Raw genomic sequence first — 19,946 nt, 5'->3', positions numbered from 1 at the left:
CAGTAGGCCAGCAGAGCCAGTAGGCCAGCAGGGTCAGTCGGCCAGGGAGAGCGCGCGCGACGGGCAGTGGGAGACGGTCTCCCGCACCTCCTCCTGCTCGGCCGGGTCCGTGGCCTCGGCCCGCAGCACCACGACGATGCCGTCGTCCGACTGGTCGAAGCGCTCGGGGTCGGCCAGGACGCACTGCCCGGCGCCCAGGCAGCGGTTGGTGTCAGCGATGACGCGCATGCGGTCCGGTCCTTTTCGTCGTCGGTGCCGGGGCGGACGCCCCTCACCCGCCCCGCGCCCTCACCAGGCGACGGGCAGCTCGAAGACGCCCTGCACCCCGCCGGCGTCCTTGCCGGGGAGCCGGTCGAGCGGCACCGCGAGCCGCAGGCCGGGGAGGCGGGCGAACAGCGTGGAGAAGGCGATCTCCAGCTCGGCGCGGGCGATGTTGTGCCCGATGCACTGGTGCGCGCCGTGACCGAAGGACACGTGGCTACGGGCGCGGCGGGTCAGGTCGAGAAGGTCCGGGTCGGGGAAGACCGTGTCGTCGCGGTTCGCGGCGGAGAGCACGACGAGAACGCCGTCCCCGGCGGCGACGGGCTGGCCGGCCAGTTCGGTGTCGGCCGTCGCGAACCGGGCGACGCTGTCGGCGATCGTGGTGAAGCGCAGCAGCTCCTCGACGGCGCTCGGCAGCAGCGCGGGGTCGGCGCGCAGCGCGGCGAGCTGGTCGGGGTGCTCGAGCAGGGCGACCACGCCGAGCGCGATGGCGCTGGCCGTCGTCTCGTGGCCGGCCACGAGCAGCAGCAGTGAGATGTCGACGAGCTCGCGCCGGGTCAGGATCCCGGGGCGCACCTGCTCGGCGATGAGGACGTCGAGCAGGCCGTCGCCGGCGGAGCGTTCCTTGTCCTGGATGAGCCCGTCGAGGTACTGGAGCAGCTGGGTGAACGCGTCCGCGCTCTCCTCCAGCGTCGAGGTGCCGCTGGCCACCCGCCGCGACTGCTGCTCGAAGAACGCGTGGTCCCCGTAGGGCACCCCGAGCAGCTCGGAGATGACGATCGACGGGATCGGCAGCGCGAACTCGGGCACCAGGTCGACCACCGGGCCCTTGGCGACGACCGCGTCGAGCAGCTCGTCGACGAGCCGCTGGATGCCGGGGCGCAGGCCGTTGATCCGGCGCATGGTGAAGCTGGACTGCAGCATCCGCCGCTGCGCGGTGTGGTCCGGCGGGTCCATGCCGATGAAGTTGCGGACCTTGCGGGCCGCCTCGAAACGCGGGCTGGTCGCCGGGTAGCGCGGGTCGGCGCGCTCCGACGAGAACAGCCCCGTGTTCAGCAGCACTTCACGGGCCTCGGCGTGCCCGGTGACGGCCCACACCCGCCGGCCGTCGTAGAGCCGCACCGGGTTCACCGGCCCGTGCTCGCGGTAGCGGGCGTAACCGGCGGGCGGGTGGAACGGGCACGTCCGCGCCAGCGGGTACTCGGGGATCTCGGTCCCAGTCATGGGACGACCTCCAGGGGACAGGTCCTGGCCCCGGGGCCGCGGACCGGTCGAGGTGCGCCGTCCGCGCCGGGTGCGCCGGTAGGATGACCGCTCCCAGTTAGCCGGGGCTAAAGCGTCAGCCGGTCGGCGAAGCGCGCGCGGTAGGCCCGCCCCGCCTCCCCGGGGACGGCGGAGAGCAGCTCCTGGGTGTACCGGTGCCGCGGGTCGGCGAACACCTGCTCCACCGGTCCGGTCTCGACGATCCGGCCGTCCTTCATCACCAGCACCCGGGCGCAGACCTCCCGCACCACGGCCAGGTCGTGCGAGATGAACAGGGTGGCCAGTCCGAGGGAGTCGCTCAGCTCCCGGAACAGGGCCAGCACCTGCGCCTGCACCGAGACGTCGAGGGCGGAGACGGGCTCGTCGCAGACGAGCAGCCGCGGCCGGGTCGCCAGCGCGCGGGCGATGGCCACCCGCTGCCGCTGCCCCCCGGACAGCGCCAGCGGGCGGCGGTCCAGGTGGACGTCGGACAGCCCGACCTGTTCCAGCAGGGTCAGGGCCTGCGCGCGGCGCTCCCGGCGCGCCACCCCGGCGGCCTCCAGGCCTTCACCGATGATGCGGGCGACCGTCCAGCGTGGATCGAAGGCGCTCAGCGGATCCTGCGGGACGAGCTGGAGCAGGTGGCGCCGGGCCCGCCGTTCCCGCTCGGGTACGCCGCTCCACGGCTGCCCGGCCAGCCGGATCTCGCCGGCGTCGGCGGCGACGAGGCCGAGCACCAGGCCGGCCAGGGTGGACTTCCCGGAGCCCGACTCGCCCACCAGCCCGAGCGTCTCACCGGCCCGCAGGGTGAACGAGACGTCGTCGACGGCGGTGCGCCGGCTGCCCCGCGGCCCGCGGAAGTGCTTGGTGGCACCGGCGACCGCGAGCAGCGGTGCCGCCTCGGCGGAGCCCAGGACGTCATCCGCCCCGGCCGCCCCGGCCGCGTCGGTCGTGGTGGCGGTCGCGGTGGTGTCGGCCGCCGGGTCGACGGCGTCCGGACGTCCGCGACGGCCGGGGACGGCGTCCAGCAGCGCGATCGTGTAGGGATGCTGGGGGCTGGCCAGGACATCGGCGGCCGGCCCGGTCTCGACGACGACCCCCTCGCGCATCACCGCGACCTCGTCGGCCAGCGCCTCGACCACCGCCAGGTCATGACTGATCAGCAGCAGCCCGGTGCCCTCCGCCTTGAGCTGCCCGAGCAGGCCGAGGATGCGGGCCTGCACCGAGGCGTCGAGCGCGGTGGTCGGCTCGTCCGCGATGAGCAGGCCGGGCCCGGCGGCCAGCGCGGAGGCGATCAGCGCCCGCTGGCGCAGGCCGCCGGAGAGCTGATGGGCGTAGCTGCGGGCCCGCTCGGCCGGGTCGGGGATGCCGACCCGCTCCAGCAGCGTGTGCACGGCCGGCTCGACCTCCTTACGGGGGAGCAGCCGGTGCGCCAGGATCGGCTCGGCGACCTCGCGGCCGATCGGGCGGAGCGGGTCGAGCGCGACCAGCGCGTCCTGGGAGACCAGCCCGATGCGCCGGCCGCGGACCTTCAGCCAGTCCCGCGGCCGGAAGGCGAGGGGGTCCGCGTCGTCGATGCGCAGCCGGCGGGCGGTGACGGTGGCCGTCGGCCCGGCCAGGCCGAGCAGCGCGCGGGCCAGCGCGCTCTTGCCGGACCCGGACTCCCCGACGAGGGCCAGGCAGCGGCCCGCGGTCAGGGTGAGCGAGACGTCGCGCACGGCGTGCACCTGCCCGGGGCCGGAGCCGAACCGCACGTCGAGGCCGTCCACCTCGACCAGCACGGCCGGCTCCGGCGGCTGCGGTGATTCCGGCGGGGACACCGCCGCCGCCGGGGGAGAGAGCAGCTCGGGAGCGTCGTCGGCTCCGGTGACGGCCGTCATGACCAGACCCGCCCTTCTGACCTGGCCTGCGCGTGGCGGCCGAGCACGGTGACCGCGAGGACCACGGCGACCAGCAGCAGGCCGGGGAACACCGCGATCCACCAGGCCTGCCCCAGGTAGTCCTGGCCCTCGGTCAGCATCGCCCCCCACTCGGGGCTGGGTGGCTGGGCGCCGAGGCCGAGATAGCTCAGCGCCGACGCCGAGGCGATGGCGATGCCGAGGGTGACGGTGGCGAAGACCAGCAGCGGCGCCAGGGTGTTCGGCAGTACGTGCCGGGCGGCGACCCGCCACCGGTGCACGCCCAGCCCGACCGCCGCGCTCACGTACCCGGAGCGGCGGACGACCAGCGCCTGGCCGCGGATCACCCGGGCGAACCCGGGAACGCCGCTGATGGCGACGGCCAGCGTGACGCCGACCACACCCTTGCCGGTGATCATCACGACTATCAGCGCGAGCAGCAGGGCGGGCAGCGCCAGCATCACGTCGGTGATGCGCATGAGCAGCGTGTCCACGAACCGGCCACCCAGTGCGGCCGCCAGCCCCCAGACCGTGGCGATCGCCATGGCGATGCCGGTGGCGGCGACTCCGATGGTCAGCGAGTAGCGGGTTCCGTGCACCACCCGGGCGAAGACGTCCCGGCCGAGCTGGTCGGTGCCGAACCAGTGGTCGCCGCCCGGCGCCTGCAGGGTGGCGAGCAGGTCGCCGTCGGTGGGCCCGGTGCCGGTGAACAGCGACGGCCAGGCCGCCGCCAGGAGGAACAGCAGCAGCACGAGCGCGGCGATCAGCACACCCGGGCGCAGCCCGCCCCGCCGGGCTGACCGGCCCGACCGGCCCGGGACGCGAAACGTGGGGACGCTCATGCCGCGGCCACCCCCGTCCGCCTGCGCAGCCGAGGGTCGACCACCGCGTACAGCAGCTCCAGCAGGGCGCTGACGGCGACGAACACCACCGCTGACAGCGCGACCACCCCTTGCACGACGGGGAAGTCGCGGTCGGAGACGGCCTGCAGGGCCACCCGCCCGATGCCGGAGCGGGCGAAGACGGTCTCCACGATCACGGCGCCGCCGAGCAGCGTGCCGACGAACCAGCCCGACAGGGTCAGCGCGGGCAGGCTCGCGTGCCGCAGCGCGTGCCGCGCGCGCACCGAGTACTCGGCGCTGCCCCGGGCCCGCGCGGTCAGCACGAAGGGCGCCTCCAGAGCGGAGAGCAGCCCCTCGCGCATCACCTGGATGAGCACCGCCGCGATCGGCAGCGCGAGGGTGACCACCGGCAGGATCAGCGAGCGCGGGTCACCGGCGTCGGCCACCGGGAACCAGCCGAGGTGGAACGAGAAGACGGTGAGCAGGAGGATCCCCAGCCAGAAGGGGGGAGTGGAGACGACGACCAGCTCCAGCAGCGAGCTGATCCGGCGGGGCCAGCGGGCCCGACCGGAGGTCAGCAGGGTCACGGCCACCGCGAGCACCACCGCGGAGAGCATCGCCCACAGGGCGAGCTCGACGGTCGCGCCCACCTGGTCGGTGATCACCGACCAGACCGGCTGCTGGAGCTGGTAGGAGTCGCCGAGGCGACCGGTGGCCAGCCGTCCCATGTGGTCCAGGTACTGCGCGAACAGCGAGTCGTCCAGGCCGTACTCGGCCCGGATCTGGGCTCGCTGTTCCGGCCCGACCAGCGCGTGCGTTCCGATGATCGCGTTGACCGGGTCCCCGGGTATGAGCTGGAGCACCAGGAACGCGGCGGTGACCGCGCCCCAGATGACCAGGACGGCGCCGAGCAGGCGGACCGCCACGAGACGGATGGCCGGGTGCATCAGTCGGCCTGCACCCAGGCGGGGTAGAACTCGGGCCAGGTGGCGATGCTCAGCCGCAGGTCGTGCACCTTCTTGTTGACCCCGACGACCCCGTTCTTCACATACGCCGGGACGACGACGGCCTGGTCGATCGTCCACTTCTGGACCTGGGAGTAGTACTTCGCCCGCTCCTTCGGGTCCTGCTCGGCCTGGGCCGCCTTCAGCCACTCGTCGACCTGCGGGTCGGCGACGAGGGCGAAGTTGTGGCCGCCGCCCACGGAGGTCTCGGTGGACAGGAAGAACGAGCTCAGGATGTCACCGTCCGGGCGGGCCCACTGCAGCTCGACGGTGTCGTACTTCCCGCCGTCCAGCAGGCCGGAGATCTCGGCGGCGTCCGTCGAGGCGTGCAGGTCGAGGAAGAAGCCGATCTTCTTCAGTTCGGCCTGGGCCGCCTGGGAGAAGACGGTCGCCTCACCGTAGATCGGCGCGAAGACGGTCAGCCGCTTGCCGTCCTTGGTGCGGTAGCCCTCGGCGTCGCGCCCGGTCCAGCCGGCCTCGTCGAGCAGCTTGCCGGCCTCGTCCGGGTCGTACGGCCAGGTCTTCTCCAGCGACGGGTCGTAGCTGTTCGGAGTGGTCGGGGACAGCGGGCTCCACGCCCGCTCGGTGGTGCCCTGGAACACCGACTTCACGATGGTGTCCAGGTCGAGGCTGCGCTGGAACGCCTTGCGCACCCGGATGTCGGAGAACAGCTCGCTCTTGGTGTTGAGGTAGAAGGCGTCGACGGCGCCCGGCACCTGCTTGCTGATCGTGGTCAGCCGCGGGTTCTTGCCGACCGAGGCGATCTGGTTGGACGGGATGTCGGCGGCGCCGTCCACCTGGCCGGAGCTGAGCGCGCCGACCCGGGTGGCGTCCTCGGTGATGAACCGGATCGTGACCGAGTCCAGCCGGGCGGGGCCGCTGTGCCCGGCGCTCTTCGGCGCCCAGTCGTAGTCGGCGAACCGGGTGTAGGAGCGCTGCTGGCCGCGGGTGTAGGCGGCGGCCTTGAACGGCCCCGACCCGATCGAGTCGGTGCCCGAGCACAGCTTGTCGGCGCCGGCCTTCAGCGACGCCGGTGAGGCGATGCCGAGGAAGGTGGTGCTGACGACCTGCAGGAACGGCGCGTAGGGCCGGCTGAACGAGACCTGGAGCTCCTGCGGGCCGGTGACCTTCACACCCTCGTACGGCCCGAGCAGCCCGGCGGCGAACTGGGACTCGGTGTCCTTGGCGACGATGTGGTCGAAGTTCGCCTTGACCGCCGCCGCGTCGAGCTTGGCGCCGTCGTGGAAGGTGACGTCGTCGCGCAGCTCGAAGGTGTAGGTGCGGCCGTCGTCGCTGATCTTCCAGGACTTCGCCAGCCACGGCTCGAACGAGCCGTCGGGCGTCTGGTAGACGAGAGAGTCGAACACCGAGCGCTGTGCGAACGCGGTGACGTCCTGGGCACTGGCATGGGGGTCCCAGCAGTCCGGCTCCTGCCGGGCGGCGTAGGTGACGCTTCCACCAACGCGTGGCTGGGCGTCCGCGGTGCCGCTCCCGCCGTCGTCGGACCCGCAGGCCGCGGTGGCCAGGGTGACGGCGAGGGCCGCGAACAGCCCTGCTCTTCGTGCCGTTCGGCGCGATCGCATTCAAGTACTCCGTACACGGTATGGATAGGGACCACCACCTTGGTGGCGGTTTCTAAAGCCGCGCTGAAATCCCTGGCTGGGTGGCTGGACTTACCGTCGCCGCCGCGCTGGCGAGCAGCTCGAAGGACCGCAGGCGGTCGGCCTGGCCGGGCACCACGGTGAGCGCCATCAGCTCGTCCGCGCCGGTGGCCTCGACCAGCCCGGCCAGCTGCCGGCGCACCGTGTCCACGCCGCCGATGACCTGGGGGGCGGCGAGATCCGTGAGGAAGGCCCGCTCGGCCTGGTTGTAGGCGTGCGCGCGCTCGGTGTCGGCGGAGGGGAACGCGTCGAAGGCGCCGATGGTGCGCATCCAGATCTTGCCGAGCAGGTAGGGGGCGGCGGCTTGCGCCGCGGCCTGGTCGCTGTCGGCGACCGTCGCGATCACGCTGATCAGCGCGTACGGCCGGTCGAGGTGGGCCGAGGGCTGGAAGGCGGCCCGGTAGTGGCGCAGCGCCGCCGCGCTCGCGTGCGGGTTGATGTGGTGGGCGAAGGCGTAGGGGAGGCCGAGGGCGGCGGCGAGCCCGGCGCTGGCCGGACTGGAACCGAGCAGCCACAGCTCCGGCCGGCTGTCGGCGGCGGGCACCGCGAGCACCCGGCTGCCCGGGTCGGTCGGGGCGAAGTAGCCGGAGAGCTCCCGCAGCTGGCCCTCGAAGCCGTCGTCGCCGCCGGGGGCGCGGCGCAGCGCCCGGGCGGTGGTCGGATCGGTGCCGGGCGCCCGGCCCAGCCCGAGGTCGACCCGGCCCGGGAAGAACGCCTCCAGCGTGCCGAACTGCTCGGCGACGACGAGCGGGGCGTGGTTGGGCAGCAGCACCCCGCCCGACCCGACCCGCAGCGTGCTGGTCGCCGCGGCGATCCGGCCGGCGAGCACCGCCGGTGTCGAGGTGGCCAGGCTGGGGGTGTTGTGGTGCTCGGCCACCCAGTACCGGTGGTAGCCGAGCTCCTCCACCCGGGGCGCGAGCGCGACGGTGTCGCGCAGCGCCCGGGTGGCGCTGCCGCCCTCGAAGACGGGTACGACGTCGAGGACGGACAGGGGCAGACCGGCGGGGCGTGTCATCGGAGCCTCCGGGAAGGCCGCCCCGGCGCCAGGCGGCGGGGCGGCGGATGTCGGCGCGAGCCGTGCGTGGGTACGTGTGTGCGGTGGGTGAGGTACGGGTGGATGCGAGCCCGGATGGAGCGGGGCGAGGGGTGGTCCCGGGCGCCGGGTCAGGGGCTCCGGGACCGGTCCGGGGGAGAGCGGTCCGGCGCGGGCTCAGACCGAGTTGGGCACCGGCTCCGCGGGGGCGGCCGGGGCCGCCTGGGGGGCCGGCGCCGGGCGGCCGGGCAGCAGGAAGCCGGCCGAGAACACGACGAGGCCGGCGGCGACCGGCCACCAGAAGGCGTTCGCGAACGAGTCGGCCGTCGGGGCCGCGTGTGCCCCGCCGCCCTGCAGGATCAGGGCCACGACCGCCACGCCCAGCGACGCGCCGATCTGGTTGAGGATGAACACCGCGCCGGTCGCGCCGGCGACCGCCGTCAGCGGGACGGTGCGGTACACCGAGCCCATCGTGGGCGCGCCGACCAGCCCGAGCCCGAAGCCGATGACGAGCTGGGCGGGGGTCAGCAGGGCCTGGGAGGTGTCCGCCCCGGACTGGGTGAACACCAGGGCGCCCGCGGTGACCAGCAGGGCGCCGGTGGGCACCAGCAGCCGCGCGCCGATGCGGTCGGCGAGGTTGCCGGCCAGCGGCATGCCGATCATGGTGCCGACGCCCAGCGGGGCCAGCAGCAGGCCGGACTCCAGCACCGAGTGGTCGTGCACCTGCTGGTAATAGAGCGGCAGCAGGAACAGCAGCGCGAACAGGCCGCCGCCGACCAGGAACATGATGGTCACGCTGGCACTGAAGCCCTTGCTGGCGAACAGCCGCAGGTCGAGCAGCGGGGTGCCGGCGGTGCGCAGGGCGTGCGCGGCGTACCCGGCGAACAGCGCGGCGCCGAGGACCAGGCCGATCACGACCTGGACGCTGCCGAAGCCGTCCCGCCCGGCCTGGGAGAGCGCGAAGACGACCGCGGCGAAGCCGGGGCACAGCAGGGCCACGCCGAGGGCGTCGAGGGGCACCGGTGAGCCGTCCCGCGGCGGGTCGGCGGGCAGTACCACGACGGCCAGCACGATCGCGGCCAGCGCGAACGGGATGTTCACCAGGAACATCCACTCCCAGGAGAAGTTCTCCAGCAGCACGCCGCCGACGATCGGGCCGAGCACCGGCCCGAGCGTGATCGGAACCGAGATCAGGCCCATCACCCGCCCCATGCGGGCCGGGCCGGCGGCGCCGGCCACCACGGTCATCATGATCGGGTCGACCATGCCGCCGCCGAGCCCCTGCAGGACCCGGAAGGCGATCAGACTCTCCGCGTTCCAGGCCACCGCGCACAGCGCCGAGCCGGCGAGGAACAGCGACAGGCCGAGCAGCCACATCCGCCGCGAGCCGAAGCGCGCCATCGCCCAGCCGGCCAGCGGGATGGCGAGCGCGACCGCCAGCAGGTAGCCGGTGGTCACCCACTCGATCGTGGCGAGCGAGGCCTCGAACTCCGCGCTGAGCGTGCTGATCCCGACGTTGACGATGGTCGCGTCCAGGTAGGACATCATCCCGCCGAGCACCATCACCCCGATGAGGATCAGCAGGGCGGAATCGAGCCGAGGGGGGCTGTCCTCCGCCGTGTCCGTGCCTACCATCGAACCCTCCTTGAAACCGATCTTGAGTAAAAGTGAACTGCTCGTTTCAATGTGATGGGTCGGACGGTAGCATGCGTGCATGGGTGTGGGCGAGACCACCGGCGCGGCGGGAATCCCGGCAGAACGGGGCCGGCTGGACAAGCGGCGCGCGATCGTGGAGGCCGCGCTGCGGGTCTTCGCCCGGCACGGCTACGCCGAGGCGACGATCGACCTGATCGCCACCGAGGCGGGGGTGGCGAAGCCGACGATCTACAACCACCTGGGGTCGAAGGAGAACCTGTTCCGGTACGTCATGACGACGACCGCGGCGCTGTCCAACGCGAAGGCGCTCGAGGTGCTCGAGAGCTTTCCCCAGGACGCGGGCGGGCTGCGCGGCGGGCTGGAGGACGTAGCGACCCGGCTCGTCGACTGCTACTGCGACGAGCGGTCCGAGGCGGTGCGCCGGCTGCTCTACGCCGAGGCGCTGCGCTTCCCCGACCTCTACGACGCCGTGCGCGCCAGCGGCGCCGACCAGTTCGTGGAGGTGCTGGCCGGGCGGCTCGCCCGGCTCGCGCACGCGGGTCTGCTGCACATCGACGACCCGATGCGCGGGGCGAACCAGTTCATCTCGCTGGTCTACGAGGAGCTGCCGGCGCGCAGCATCCTGGGCGCCCGGCCACTGCAGCCGCGTGAGGTCGACGAGGTCGTCCGCGCCGGGGTCGACACCTTCCTGCGCGCCTTCGGCCCCGCTTCGGCCGCACCCGTCGCGCCGTCCGCGCCCTCCGGGGGGCCCGGAGGCGCGGACGACGCCCGAGCTCAGGCGGCGGAGCGCACCGCCGGGTCGGCGTAGCGCAGCCGGGCGAACTGCCGGGTCAGCGCCAGCCGGGTCGGGGCGTTGCCGCCGTGCATGCGCAGCACCGACAACAGCGTCCACAGCCGGGTCTGGGCGAAGTGCGACGGCGCGCCGTGCACGTCGTCATGGGCGAGCAGCCGGATCCGCGGCACCAGCCGGCGCAGCAGCCGCGCGTCGCCGGGCGGGATGATCTCGTCACGCAGGCTGGTCACGTGCGCGACCGGAATCCGCAGCGCCGCCAGCTCGTCCTCCCGCAGCGCCCAGTCCCGCACAGCCGGGTAGACGTCCTCGGCGCTGGTCCGGGTCAGGTGCGCCAGGGTGTCGGTGGTGACCCTCGGCACCCGGCGCTGCCAGGCGGGGTCGGTGAAGAACTCCCGCACCGGGGCGCCCGCGCCCACCACCCCGGCGATCCGGTCGTCGTGCAGCGCGGCCCGCAGCGCCAGCTGACCGCTGAAGCTCAGCGCCAGCAGGTAGACGTCGGCGGTGCCGGCCGGCCGGCCGATCGCGTCGAGCAGGGCGGGGAACAGCGTCCAGCTGTCGGCCCGGTAGGGCAACGTGTTCTCGCCGACGCCCGGCAGCTCGGTGACCAGCCCGGCGAAGCCCAGCTCGGCCAGGCCCAGCAGCACCGGCGCCCACTGCTCCTTGGTCGACACGATGCCCCCGGTCATGACCAGCAGCGGCCGTGGCCCGGCGGCGCCCCCGGCCTCCCCGGTGCTCCCAGCGTCGAGGCCGGTCGTCCAGCAGCGCACCCGGCCCGCGGGCAGCTCGACGTCCAGGCGGCGCAGCGCCGGGTGCGCGGTGCTCCAGCGGGCGAACTCCCCGGTCGCCCGCTCGAGCGCCCGGGCCCGCGCCGGACCGTCGACGAACGGGAAGCGGGCCATCGTGTAGTGCACGCTGGCCTCCAGCGACCGGCCCTCGGCGGCCAGGTCGTCGGCCAGCGCGCTCCACTCGAACGCCCACGAGCCCGGGACGCCGTCCTCGTCGTGGCGGATCCGGGCCAGCAGCGGGTCGTAGTGCCCGGCGGGCAGCCCCTGCGACACCGCGTGTGCCACGACGAAGGTCTTCAGCTCGGCGAGATCGTTCACGTCCGCTCCAGATCGTTCTGTTCCAGGGCTTCCTTGACCTCGGTCAGCACGTCGGCGGCCTGGGCGCCGTCGATCGCCCGGTGGTCGAAGGAGAGGCTCAGGCGCAGCACCGGGGCCACGGCCAGCTCGCCGTCGCGCACCACCGCCCGGGGCAGGACGCGCCCGACGCCGAAGGTCGTGGTCGTGCCGCCGACCGACTGGAAGGAGTCGACCGCCCGGTGGCCCAGCGATGTCACGGCGAAGGTGCCGGTCAGATGCGGGCGCAGGGCCAGCGAGCGGGCTGCCCGGCGGAAACGGAGCCGGCCCACCAGCCACGGCGCCGCGTGCAGCCGGCGGATCCCCTCGAAGTCGGGCAGCCGCTGCGGGTCGCCGTCGCGGACCCGCTCCAGGTGCGCCTGGATCTCCGCCAGGCCCACCTCGTGCAGGTTCGGCACCACGGTGCCGAGGACCACCCGCCGCCCGTCCAGGACCTTGTCCAGCGTCAGCTTGCCGTGGACGAACGGGTAGTGCGCGACCCGGGTCCGCAGCCCGCCGCGCAGCGCCGCGTTGGCGTCCGGGTGGCGGGCCAGCACGCGCCCGGCGGCCCGCAGCACGTAGGCGCTCGTCGCGTAGCGCACCCCGCTCTGCGCCCGCGCCGCCTCGCGGTGGGCGAGCACCCGGGTCATGTCCACCTCGGTGTCCAGGAACACGGGGGAGAACTCGCGCACCGTCGCCAGGAAGAACTGGGTGTGCCGGCGCTGCCGGGGCAGCGGCGCGGGCCCGGCGGCCACCAGCTCGGGTTCGCCGCCGCCGGCGGTGCCGGCGGTACCGCCGGTGCCGGTGCCCGTGCCGGGCGCGGGAGCCGCCGCCGGGCCGCCGCCGGCAGCCGCGCGCGGGCCGGCGGGAGCCGTCGGCGTGCCCGCCGTCACGACCGCACCGCCAGCTGGTAGACGGCCTCCAGGCTGGGGGCCTCCAGGACCTCGGCCAGCGGGAGCGAGCGGCCGGTCTCCCGCTCCAGGATCGTGCACAGCGCCAGCAGCTGGACCGAGTCCCACGACTCCACGGAGTCGAGATCCCGGTCGAGGTCGTCGGCGGTGACGGGCAGGGCGAGCTCGTCGCGCAGCAGGGCGACGAAGTCCTCGACGGTTCTCACGGTCACGGTGCGTCCTCATCGAAGCGGGCGGTCAGGCGGACGTGCGGCGGCGGCTCGGGCAGGTCGCGAAGGTCGTGGCGGAAGCGGGCACCGGCGTCGTCCGCGCTCACCGCGGCGAAGCCGGCGCGGGGGTAGAAGTCGGCGACCTTGCCGTTCTTCGCGGTGCGGGTGTAGTCGGCGCGGACCTCGGCGGCGCCGGTCCGGTGCGCGTGGCGCAGCACCGCGGCCAGCACCGCCTGCTCGATGCCGCGGGCGAACACCCGGCAGCTGAGCAGGAAGTCGTCGATGCGCAGCGTGGTGCCGTCCCGGCTGGTCACCACCACCCCGACCAGGCCGTTGTCGCCCAGCCGGTCGGCCGAGGAGACGACGAGTACCCGGACCGCCGGGTCCGCGGCAAGCGCCTCGACCTCGGCGGGCCGCAGCCGACGGGTGTTCAGGTTGAACTGGTTGGTGCGCAGGGTCAGCTGGGAGACCCGGGCGAGCTGCGCGGGTGCTGCCGGCTCGACGGTGACCGCGATACCGAGCTCGCGCAGGTAGTCGTCCAGGGAGCCGGCGGTGTCCAGCAGCTCCCGGCGGGCCCGGTCGGCCCGGTAGCGCTCGGGGCGGGCCACGTCGTCGGCGGTCAGCTCGCGCACGTCGAACCAGCCGTCGGCGAGCAGCCGCTGGACGTGCAGCGCCGGCTCACCGTCGACGTCGACGACGGCGACCCCGGGCAGCTCGCGGCGCACCACACCGCGCTCGAACGGGCTGTCGTCGACGAAGACGATGCTGTCCACCCCCAGACCGAGCTCGGCGGCCAGCTCGGCGAGATGGCGGTGCTTGGGCCCCCAGTCGGCGCGGACCACGGCGAAGTCGTCCTCGCGCAGCACCATGCCCGGGTGTTCGCGCAGCACCGAGACGACCGGCTCCTGGTCGTTCTTGCTGACCGCCGCGAGCAGCACGCCCTGCGCGCCGATCTGGCGCACGACCCGCTGGAACCGGCGGAACGCCTGGCCGCGGTAGCCGCCGTCGACCTCGATGCCCTCCGGGCCGACCTCACCGAGGATGCCGCCCCAGACGGTCTCGTCGAGGTCGAGCGCGAGCACCTTGCGCCCGCCGCCGGTCGCGGCCCGGATCAGGTGGGCCACCTCCCGGGCGTAGGCGGCGAGCAGCGCGTCGGACAGGTGCGCGTGCGCGTAGACGGCCGCCCGCGGGTCACGGGCGGGGATGCCGGCGGCGAGCAGCGGGTCGAGGTCGACGACGGCCACCGCCGGATGGGTCTCGGCGAGCCGCAGCAGCCGCGCGTTCGCCTCCCGCCAGGCCGCTCCCAGCCGGGCCCGCTCGCGGCGGTCGAGCAGCTGGCCGGTCAGCTCGCCGGGCAGCGCCAGTGTGTTGAGTACCAGCGTGGCGCCCTGCCCGGCCGAGCCGAAGACGTCCACGACCCGCTCCACCAGCGCGGTCTTCTCCGCCAGCACCCGTTCGGCGTCGCCGGCCCGCCACGGGTTCGGCAGGTCGTCGCTGACGACCTCCGGGTCGAGCACGAGCAGCACGAAGGACGGCCGTCCCGCGTACAGCGCGCTGCCGGGGTCGATCAGCTCGGTGACCCAGGTGTCGAAGTCCGCGAGTTCGAGACGGCCGAGCACGCCGTGCCGGGCGAGCTCGGCGGTCAACGCGGGGACCAGCGCGTTGAGGGTGCCGTGCCCGGTGACGGTGACCGCCGGCGCGGGCACCCGGGGATGCGCGGCGAGCACCTCGTCGGGGTCGAGCCGGGCCAGCAGCCGCCCGGCGGCGAGCAGCTCGGGCCCGCTCAGCCCGGCGAGCAGCCCCCGGACAGTCGGGTAGTCGGCGGCGAGCCGCCCGGCCCGGTGCAGCGCCCGCAGATCCGGCTCCGGCGCGTTCTCGGCCGGCGCGGCTTCAGTCGCCGCGGTCTGGGGTGGCGCGGTCTGGTCCGGGGCCGCCTCGGTCGGCGCGGCCTCGGCTGGTGCGGTCCGGGTCATCAGGAGTCCCCTCCGCCGCCCTGCAGGGCGAAGCCGGCCTTGATCCACTTGCTGGACTCGATGGAGACGCCGACCGCCCGCTCACCCGCGCCGAGCTTGGCCAGCGCCCGCTCCAGCTGGAGGAAGACGATCGCGTTGCCGCAGTTGCCGGCCTCGTCGACGACGGTCACCTCACCGGCCCGGGGCAGCGCCAGCTTCTCGGTGATCAGCCTGGTCATCCGCCCGGACAGCTGCGGCGGCAGCAGCAGGTCCACCTCGCCGGGGCTCCAGCCGGTGGCGGTGAGCAGCTCCTCGAGCACCTCGCCGGTCATCGCCGGCACGTGCTGCTCGATGGCCTTGTAGTCCTCGGTCGCGGCCGGGCGGGTGCTGTCACGGTCGGTCGGCCCGAACCACTCCAGCGTCGCGCCGGGCGGACGGCCGAGCCCGACCAGCCGGGTGAACAGCGCCCGCACCACCGCCGAGCCGGGGCCCGGCTCGGTCGACAGCACCGCCGCGCCGGCGGCGTCCCCGAACAGCACGTAGTTGACGAGCTGCGCGGGCGGCAGTTTGCGCAGGTCTGCGGTGACGTCGTAGAACCGGGCGATCACGTCGCCGCCGAGGACCAGTACCCGCCGGCCGCTGCCGGCCAGCAGGATCTGGCGCGCCACGTCCAGCGCCTGCACGGCACCGGAGCACCCGGACTGCAACTGGTAGGTCCGGACGTCGTTGATGCCCAGCCGGTCGGCGACGATGTTCACGGTGGCCGGCATGAGCTGGTCGGGGGTGGCGGTGCCGAGCACCACCGCGTCGATGTCGCCGGGCCCCAGCCCGGCCGCGGCCAGCGCCTGGCGGCCCGCCCGCTCGACGAGCTCGGCGAGGGTGCTGGTGAGCTGGCCGGACTCCAGGTCGAGGGCCAGGTGCCGGGCCCTGGTCCCGATGAACACCTCGATCCACTGCTGCCAGAGCGTGTCCATGCCGAACCGCTGGGCCAGGGTGGCGTTGTCCACCGCTGGCCCCGGCAGCGCCGAACCGGCGGACAGGACGTGGATGTCGGGACCGGGCACGGTGTGCTCCTCTCCTGCGCGGCGGGCCTCAGTCGGACAGCAGGATGCGGGCCTCGGCGGAAGCCCGCACGCCCGTCATCCGCCAGGTGCGGAAACCGGTGAGGCCGGCGTAACGCCCGCCCGTCCCGGTCGCGGGGTAGTGCACCCACTTGCTCGTCTTGACGTCCTTGAAGTCCGCCCACCCCTCGGCGTGGATGGTGCCGTCGTCGAGGGTGATGTCCTCGGTGTAGTAGGTGATCAGGCCGCCGTCGCCGGGCCGCACGTACTCGATGCGGAACGAGCCGTGCGAGGTGCCGATCAGATTGCCGTCCTCGTCGTACAGCTCGTCGTCGAAGACGCCGGTCTGGCCGATCTGCGGGTCGCCCAGGTCGACCACGTCGTCGACGACCTTGACGACGACCTCGTTCGGAACCCGGATCACGATCTGGTCAGCCACGGTGGGACGTCCTTTCGGGGTGGGGTTCGCCCGGCCCGCCGGGCCGGCGGGCGCGGTGGTGCGGTCGGTGCGGCGGCCGGCGGTGTGGCCGGTGCCGTGTTCGGCGATGCGCGGCAGCTGGGCGGGGGTCACCCCGGGGCCGGTCAGCGCGGCCAGCGCCGCCCGCGCGTGCGGGCCGTCCGCGGCGCCGGCGGTGGGCGCCGCGACGTCGGCCGGCGGGAAGAACAGCTCGGCGGCGAGCTCCGGCGGCCCGGTCAGCGCCGCCCAGAAGTCGTGCCGGCCGGGGAGTCCGGCGCCGAGCGGGTCGTTGTCCGCGAACGTGTAGGGGCCGTACTGCCGGCCGGTGGGGTCGGGCTGGGTGAACCGGCCCCAGTAGCCGTTGTAGAGGCGGTTGTCGAGGAAGTGCGCGCTGCGCAGCAGCTGGTAGGCACCCCGGTAGCGGAACGGGTTGGTGGCGGCGTCCGGGCCGGTGGCGGTCACCGCGCCGTGCGGGGTGTAGCCGTAGCGGGCGGCCAGCCCCCCCTGCTCGTCGACGAGTGCCAGCACGGAGCCCTGGTGGTCGGTCACCGTCCACAGCAGCCGGCCCTCGGCGGTGATGACCGCGAGCACCGTGCCGTCGGGGAGGCGCACCACGTCGAGGGGCACGCCGTCGTCGACCACCCGGGCGACGCCCAGCGGGCCGTGCGTCAGGACGTGGGTGACGGTCCGCCCGTCGACCGTGGTCTCGGTGACCCGCCGGGGTGTCTGCTGGCCGAGGCCGTCGTGGGCGATGTCGGCGACGATCGCGCCGCCGAAGACGCCGAGCACGGTCTGGTTCGTGTCGCTGTAGCGGAACGAGCCGGTCGGGTTGACCTCCTCGACGAAGTTGCCGGCGCCGTCGTAGTCGAACTCGGTCGCGCCGAAGCGGGTGACCTCGCCGGCCGCGCCGATGGTGAACGCCGTCTCCCCGAGGCGGACGAGGTTGAGCGCAGCGTCGTAGGCGTAGCTGGTGGGCCCGGCCTGGATGAGCTGGCCGAGCGGGTCGTAGGCGTACTCGGTGGCCTGCCCGTCCAGGACGAGCCGGCGCAACCGGTCGCCGTCCGCGCCGGTCGGGTCCCGGTAGTCGTACTCGGCGCTCAGCAGCGTCGCGCCGTCCGCGCCGAGCAGGGTCAGCGCCCGGCGGCGGCCCGCCGCGTCGTAGGAGATCTCCTGGACGGCGCCGCCGAACTCGATCCGCAGCGCGCGCCCGGCGGCGTCGCGGGTGAAGCGGGCCTGGTGCCCGGTGGGGGTGCGCACCCCGGCCAGCCGGCCGGCGGGGTCGTAGTCGTAGTCCGTGGTGCCGCCGGCGGTCGTCAGCGAGCGCAGCGCCCCGTCGGGACCGTGCTCCGCGCGCACCTCCTCCCGGCCGGCGTCGTCGGTGCGCACCACCGCGGCGAGCCGGCTGCCGGCCGACGTCGCCACCCAGCTGTAGTCGTAGCGCCAGCCGGCGCCCGCGCGGCGCACGATCCGGCCCAGCGGGTCGTGCGTCTGGGAGAGGAGCACCCCGCCGGGGCCGCTGACCTCGACGAGCCGGCCGACCGGGTCGTGACGGTACGCCGTGCGCCGCCCGTTGCCGCCGGTCACGGCGACGACGCGGCCGAACTCGTCGTAGTCGTACGAGGCGCGGCGCCGCGGTGCCGGCGGGCTGACCGCGACGAGCTCGCCCGCCGCGTCGTACTCGAAGGAGGTGCGATGGCCGGCACCGTTCGTGACGGAGCTGATCCGGCCGTGCACGGGGTCGTAGGCCCGCCGGTCGAGAGAGCCGGCCGCGCCCGCGGTGTCGGCTGCCCCCGCGGTGCCCGGGGTGCCGGCGCGCACCACCCGGCCGGCGGTGTCGTGCTCGAGGACGACCTCGTTGCCCGCCGGGTCCCGCAGTGTGGTGACCAGGTCCGGATGCGCCGGGTCGCCGTAGCCGACCGACGAGCGGGCCGAGGTCGGCGCGACCCGGGCGACGAGGCGGCCGTGCCCGTCGTACTCGTAGGCGGTGCGCCCGCCCGTCCGGTCGACGACGGCGGCCAGCCGGCCCACCGGATCCCATTCCTGGCGGTGCACGCCGCCCAGCGGGTCGGTGACCGTCAGCAGCCGGCCGTGGCCGTCGAAGGTGTACGCGGTGGCGCGGCCGAGCGGGTCCGTCACCACGGTGCGGGTCCCCTCGGCCGCCGGCCCGCCGGAGCCCGCCGGCCCGCCCGTCCCGGACGGTTCGTCCTGGTAGGTGAAGCCGGTGCGCCCGACGCCCTCCAGGACGACCTCGCTGACGGCCCCGGCGGCGGTGTAGGAGAGGCGGACGAGGGCGCCGGCCGCGTCGGTGAGCCCGGTCAGCCGGTGCTCGTCGTCCCAGCTGAAGGCGGTGACCGCGCCGGCGGCGTCGGTGTGCCGCACCGGCCGCCCGGCCGGGTCGTACTCGACCCCCGCGGAGTCGTCGGGGCCGGTGACCGACCAGCCCGGTCCCGGCCCGCTGTTCTCGCCGGTCCGCCGGCCGCGGTACTCACGCGACGGCGGCCGGACCGCGTCGGCGCGTGGGGCGAGCAGGTCCCGCTGGCGCAGCACCGGCTCACCGGTGGTGAGTTCGACCAACAGGATCGTGGTGTCACTGACCGGCAGCCGCCACACGGCGCCCGGATCGTGGTCGTCCTGGAAATCTGACACGGACGGTCCCCTCGTCGCTGTCTCGACGAGGTGAGAGTCGGCGGGCCGTCTAAAGGTTTTCTAATCCGGCGGCCGGACCAGCGCCCGGCGGGTACCGCCAATGCCGTCATCGCGGATGGCGGGCCGGGCCGCCACGTCCTTGATCGCCCGCTATAGTGCGGTACTCCGCAGGCGGCGCGCCCCGCGCCGCGGCGGGAATTCCCCCCCCGACGCCCCGGCCGGAGGAACGCGGCTGGAACGCCGCCGGGCGGCGTATCGGTTTACCTACGCAGTTTCACCGATGTGCGCACCACGTTGCCGCGGGACAGTGAGGCCCTCCCCTTCCCGGACTCGTTTCCTGCTGCCTGCACGAGGTGTCAATGCGATACGAACTGCTCGGGCCCCTGCGCGTGTCGAACAGCCGGGAGAGCCACCTGCTGAGCGCGCCGAAGATGGAGACCACCCTGGCCGTGCTGCTCGTCGGCGCCGGCCGGATCACGACCAAGGACACTCTGGTCATGGAACTGTGGGGAGATCGGCCGCCCCGCCGGGCGGCGGCCGCCATCCACGTCTACATCTCCCAGCTGCGCAAGTTCCTCGCGGCCGCCGGCGCGAACCCCACCCGCACCATCGTCACCAAGCCCGCCGGCTACCTGCTGCGGCTGGACGGCGCCAGCTACGACGTCGTCGAGTTCCAGGAGGCGATGCGCGACGGGCGGGAGCACCACCTGGCCGGGCGCTACGAGGAGGCGCTGGCCGCCGCCGAGCTCGCGCTGTCCCTGGTCCGTGGCCCGGTGCTGGAATCCGCCGTGGAGGGGCCGGTCCTGACCGCCTTCGCCGCCTGGGCCGAGGAGGAGCTCCTCGCCGCCCTGGAGCTGTCGGTCGAGGCCCGCACGGCGCTCGGCCGGCACCGGGAGGTGATCAGCCTGCTCGGCACGCTCATCGCCCAGCATCCGCTGCGGGAGTCGCTGTACTCGCAGCTGATGCTCGTCCTCTACCGCTCGGGCCGGCAGGCCGAGGCACTGTCGGTGTACCGCGACGCCCAGCGGGTGCTGCGGGCCGAGCTGGGGCTGGAGCCCTGCCGCTCGCTACGGCGGCTGCACCACGCCATCCTCACCTCCGACCGGCTGCTCGACCTGCCCACCGCGAGCTGACGTGGCGGCGGGTGCCGAGCCGTCCCGTGGTGTCACGCGCGGCGCGCGCCGTTGCGCGCCGCGCGCCGA

General features: G+C 74.4%; 16 protein-coding genes. 2 read left to right on the top strand and 14 right to left on the bottom strand.

The annotated features are described in order from the left end of the window. Positions 1 to 33: 33 nt before the first annotated feature. From B056_RS0132560 to B056_RS0132525, 8 genes are all read right to left on the bottom strand, one after another. On the bottom strand, positions 34 to 228 hold the full coding sequence (locus B056_RS0132560) for a ferredoxin (RefSeq protein ID WP_018506033.1): 195 nt from the start codon (positions 226 to 228) through the stop codon (positions 34 to 36). Positions 229 to 288: 60 nt separating this feature from the next. Beyond that, the gene (locus B056_RS0132555) at positions 289 to 1,485 is read right to left on the bottom strand and encodes a cytochrome P450 (RefSeq protein WP_018506032.1); all 1,197 of its coding nucleotides are present in this window, start codon (positions 1,483 to 1,485) and stop codon (positions 289 to 291) included. A gap of 107 nt (positions 1,486 to 1,592) precedes the next feature. Further along, positions 1,593 to 3,383 (bottom strand): dipeptide ABC transporter ATP-binding protein, encoded by a 1,791-nt coding sequence (locus B056_RS0132550; protein ID WP_018506031.1) that lies wholly within the window; start codon positions 3,381 to 3,383, stop codon positions 1,593 to 1,595. Next, on the bottom strand, positions 3,380 to 4,243 hold the full coding sequence (locus tag B056_RS0132545) for an ABC transporter permease (protein ID WP_026240411.1): 864 nt from the start codon (positions 4,241 to 4,243) through the stop codon (positions 3,380 to 3,382). The genes B056_RS0132550 and B056_RS0132545 overlap by 4 nt, the downstream gene beginning before the upstream one ends. Continuing rightward, positions 4,240 to 5,190 carry an ABC transporter permease gene (locus tag B056_RS0132540; RefSeq protein ID WP_018506029.1) on the bottom strand — a complete coding sequence of 317 codons (951 nt, stop codon included), beginning with the start codon at positions 5,188 to 5,190 and terminating at the stop codon, positions 4,240 to 4,242. Before B056_RS0132540 ends, B056_RS0132545 begins: the two co-directional genes overlap by 4 nt. Continuing rightward, complete coding sequence (locus B056_RS0132535; RefSeq protein WP_018506028.1) at positions 5,190 to 6,830, bottom strand: ABC transporter substrate-binding protein; 1,641 nt, start codon at positions 6,828 to 6,830, stop codon at positions 5,190 to 5,192. Before B056_RS0132535 ends, B056_RS0132540 begins: the two co-directional genes overlap by 1 nt. A gap of 52 nt (positions 6,831 to 6,882) precedes the next feature. Beyond that, positions 6,883 to 7,923 (bottom strand): LLM class flavin-dependent oxidoreductase, encoded by a 1,041-nt coding sequence (locus B056_RS0132530; RefSeq protein ID WP_018506027.1) that lies wholly within the window; start codon positions 7,921 to 7,923, stop codon positions 6,883 to 6,885. A 195-nt stretch (positions 7,924 to 8,118) separates the two neighbouring features. Then, entirely contained in the window at positions 8,119 to 9,576 is a 1,458-nt protein-coding gene (locus B056_RS0132525; protein WP_018506026.1) for a DHA2 family efflux MFS transporter permease subunit, read from the bottom strand. A 79-nt stretch (positions 9,577 to 9,655) separates the two neighbouring features. Between B056_RS0132525 and B056_RS0132520 the strand changes: the two genes are divergently transcribed. Further along, entirely contained in the window at positions 9,656 to 10,405 is a 750-nt protein-coding gene (locus B056_RS0132520; RefSeq protein WP_018506025.1) for a TetR/AcrR family transcriptional regulator, read from the top strand. Here the strand turns inward: B056_RS0132520 and B056_RS0132515 are convergent. The 6 genes from B056_RS0132515 to B056_RS0132490 are packed head-to-tail and all read right to left on the bottom strand — an operon-like array spanning position 10,372 to position 18,744. After that, entirely contained in the window at positions 10,372 to 11,493 is a 1,122-nt protein-coding gene (locus B056_RS0132515) for an alpha/beta fold hydrolase (RefSeq protein ID WP_018506024.1), read from the bottom strand. The genes B056_RS0132520 and B056_RS0132515 overlap by 34 nt on opposite strands. Further along, on the bottom strand, positions 11,490 to 12,401 hold the full coding sequence (locus B056_RS0132510; RefSeq protein ID WP_018506023.1) for a 2-oxo acid dehydrogenase subunit E2: 912 nt from the start codon (positions 12,399 to 12,401) through the stop codon (positions 11,490 to 11,492). The genes B056_RS0132515 and B056_RS0132510 overlap by 4 nt, the downstream gene beginning before the upstream one ends. Continuing rightward, positions 12,398 to 12,631, bottom strand: coding sequence for an acyl carrier protein (locus B056_RS0132505; protein WP_018506022.1), 234 nt, complete (start codon positions 12,629 to 12,631; stop codon positions 12,398 to 12,400). Before B056_RS0132505 ends, B056_RS0132510 begins: the two co-directional genes overlap by 4 nt. Continuing rightward, positions 12,628 to 14,601 (bottom strand): HAD-IIIC family phosphatase, encoded by a 1,974-nt coding sequence (locus B056_RS0132500; RefSeq protein WP_018506021.1) that lies wholly within the window; start codon positions 14,599 to 14,601, stop codon positions 12,628 to 12,630. The genes B056_RS0132505 and B056_RS0132500 overlap by 4 nt, the downstream gene beginning before the upstream one ends. Further along, positions 14,601 to 15,644 (bottom strand): 3-oxoacyl-ACP synthase III family protein, encoded by a 1,044-nt coding sequence (locus tag B056_RS0132495; protein ID WP_018506020.1) that lies wholly within the window; start codon positions 15,642 to 15,644, stop codon positions 14,601 to 14,603. The genes B056_RS0132500 and B056_RS0132495 overlap by 1 nt, the downstream gene beginning before the upstream one ends. Positions 15,645 to 15,672: 28 nt before the next feature. Beyond that, complete coding sequence (locus tag B056_RS0132490; protein WP_018506019.1) at positions 15,673 to 18,744, bottom strand: allene oxide cyclase barrel-like domain-containing protein; 3,072 nt, start codon at positions 18,742 to 18,744, stop codon at positions 15,673 to 15,675. A gap of 359 nt (positions 18,745 to 19,103) precedes the next feature. Here B056_RS0132490 and B056_RS0132485 point away from each other — a divergent pair, with 359 nt between their 5' ends. Next, complete coding sequence (locus tag B056_RS0132485) at positions 19,104 to 19,877, top strand: AfsR/SARP family transcriptional regulator (protein ID WP_018506018.1); 774 nt, start codon at positions 19,104 to 19,106, stop codon at positions 19,875 to 19,877. Positions 19,878 to 19,946: the final 69 nt, after the last annotated feature.

The sequence above is a fragment of the Parafrankia discariae genome (assembly GCF_000373365.1).
GTDB lineage: Bacteria > Actinomycetota > Actinomycetes > Frankiales > Frankiaceae > Parafrankia > Parafrankia discariae.
The sequence above is the reverse complement of the archived record's forward strand: the minus strand, read 5'-3'. Positions and strand labels throughout refer to the sequence as shown.